The following is a 1215-nucleotide window of genomic DNA, read 5'->3' as shown; positions in this document are numbered from 1 at the left end:
CGACTTGATGGTGAACTACAGCGGCTGGTGAGCCCGTTTCGGGCACACCCCCGTCTTTTCGTTCCCCACGAGGGACATGCGTCCACACGGCCATGTCCCTCGATTTCCTTTCCGTAGCCCAGCGTAAAGCGGCTGAATCAAAGCCAACGATCAGCGCCGACTGACGCATTTTCCCTTTTCAACCCACTGGGTCCAATTCCCGGTGGCGGGAATTGGCTCCATTATTCAATCTGGAGCGTTCCCATGTCTCAGAATCCCAATCCCTTTGTTCGCGGCTACTGGAACTTGAAAATCGTCCGCACGCTGTCCATCAGCTACGAGGACGGAAGCCCGCATGTCTGGCGAAATATCCACCCGAGCCAGCAACATCTTTCCGACCAGGAACTGATTTCATCTTCCTGCATCGTCACCAGCGATTTCGCGGTGGTCACGAACGGCTCTGAACCTATAAGCGCCGAGGTGCTGGCCGAATGCGATGCCGATGAGGGCGTTAACGGCGAAGGCGTGATCGGTGCCGTGGTCTATGCCATTCATGGCGAGGACTTCGACGATCGCCTGATCCACGTCGGTGACAGCTATTCGGTCGAGGCCGCGCGGGAAATCGTGCAGCGCCTGAGTTTCGAGACCGGCTACTACAGCCGCTGCTGGGAAATCAGCAGCGCGCACATCAGCCAGGAAACCGGCCAGTACCTCGCCAATCTGGCGGACCTCGCCACGCCGGAGGCCTTTTTGTTCATCGCCTTTCGGGTTCCGTACAGCCCGGCGATCGGCGTCAAGCTGATCTCAACGCCCTGGACGGACCAGAACCTGGAGCACGCCGATGGCATCACCGCCGAGCAGCTTCGGCAGGAGCACCGCAGCAAGGGCATGCCAGACGACCTGGCGAACATCCTGGAACTGGCTGGCCAGGCCGATGTGCGCATCCTCATCCTCGACGCCGACGCGCCCGTGTTGCCGGGCTTGCCGCTGGCCGAGTCCTAGCAAACACACCACGAGCCCACCTTCCTCTTTGCCCTCCATGCCAGCCCGTCTCCTTTCTAGGAGCCGGGCTGGTCCAATTTCATAGGAGCACTTTATGTTCCCCGACCTCATCTCGCCCGCACGCGACTTCGAGCATCAGCTTGGAGCCTGCGTCAACGCCATGGGCCAGGACGACGCCATCGGCCAGATCCTGGTATTCGAGCGCTTGAGTGGCACGCTGCACATGCGCCATAT

Annotated in this window: 1 protein-coding gene; it reads left to right on the top strand. The window is 60.2% G+C overall.

Annotated elements, in window-relative coordinates:
• Positions 1–243: 243 nt before the first annotated feature.
• The gene (locus EKA13_RS27265; protein WP_003158619.1) at positions 244–981 is read left to right on the top strand and encodes a DUF5983 family protein; all 738 of its coding nucleotides are present in this window, start codon (positions 244–246) and stop codon (positions 979–981) included.
• Positions 982–1215 lie beyond the last annotated feature (234 nt).

It is taken from the genome of Pseudomonas defluvii (assembly GCF_001695625.1).
GTDB lineage: Bacteria > Pseudomonadota > Gammaproteobacteria > Pseudomonadales > Pseudomonadaceae > Aquipseudomonas > Aquipseudomonas defluvii.
Note: the sequence above shows the minus strand (reverse complement) of the source record. Positions and strands in the feature narration are given on the sequence as shown.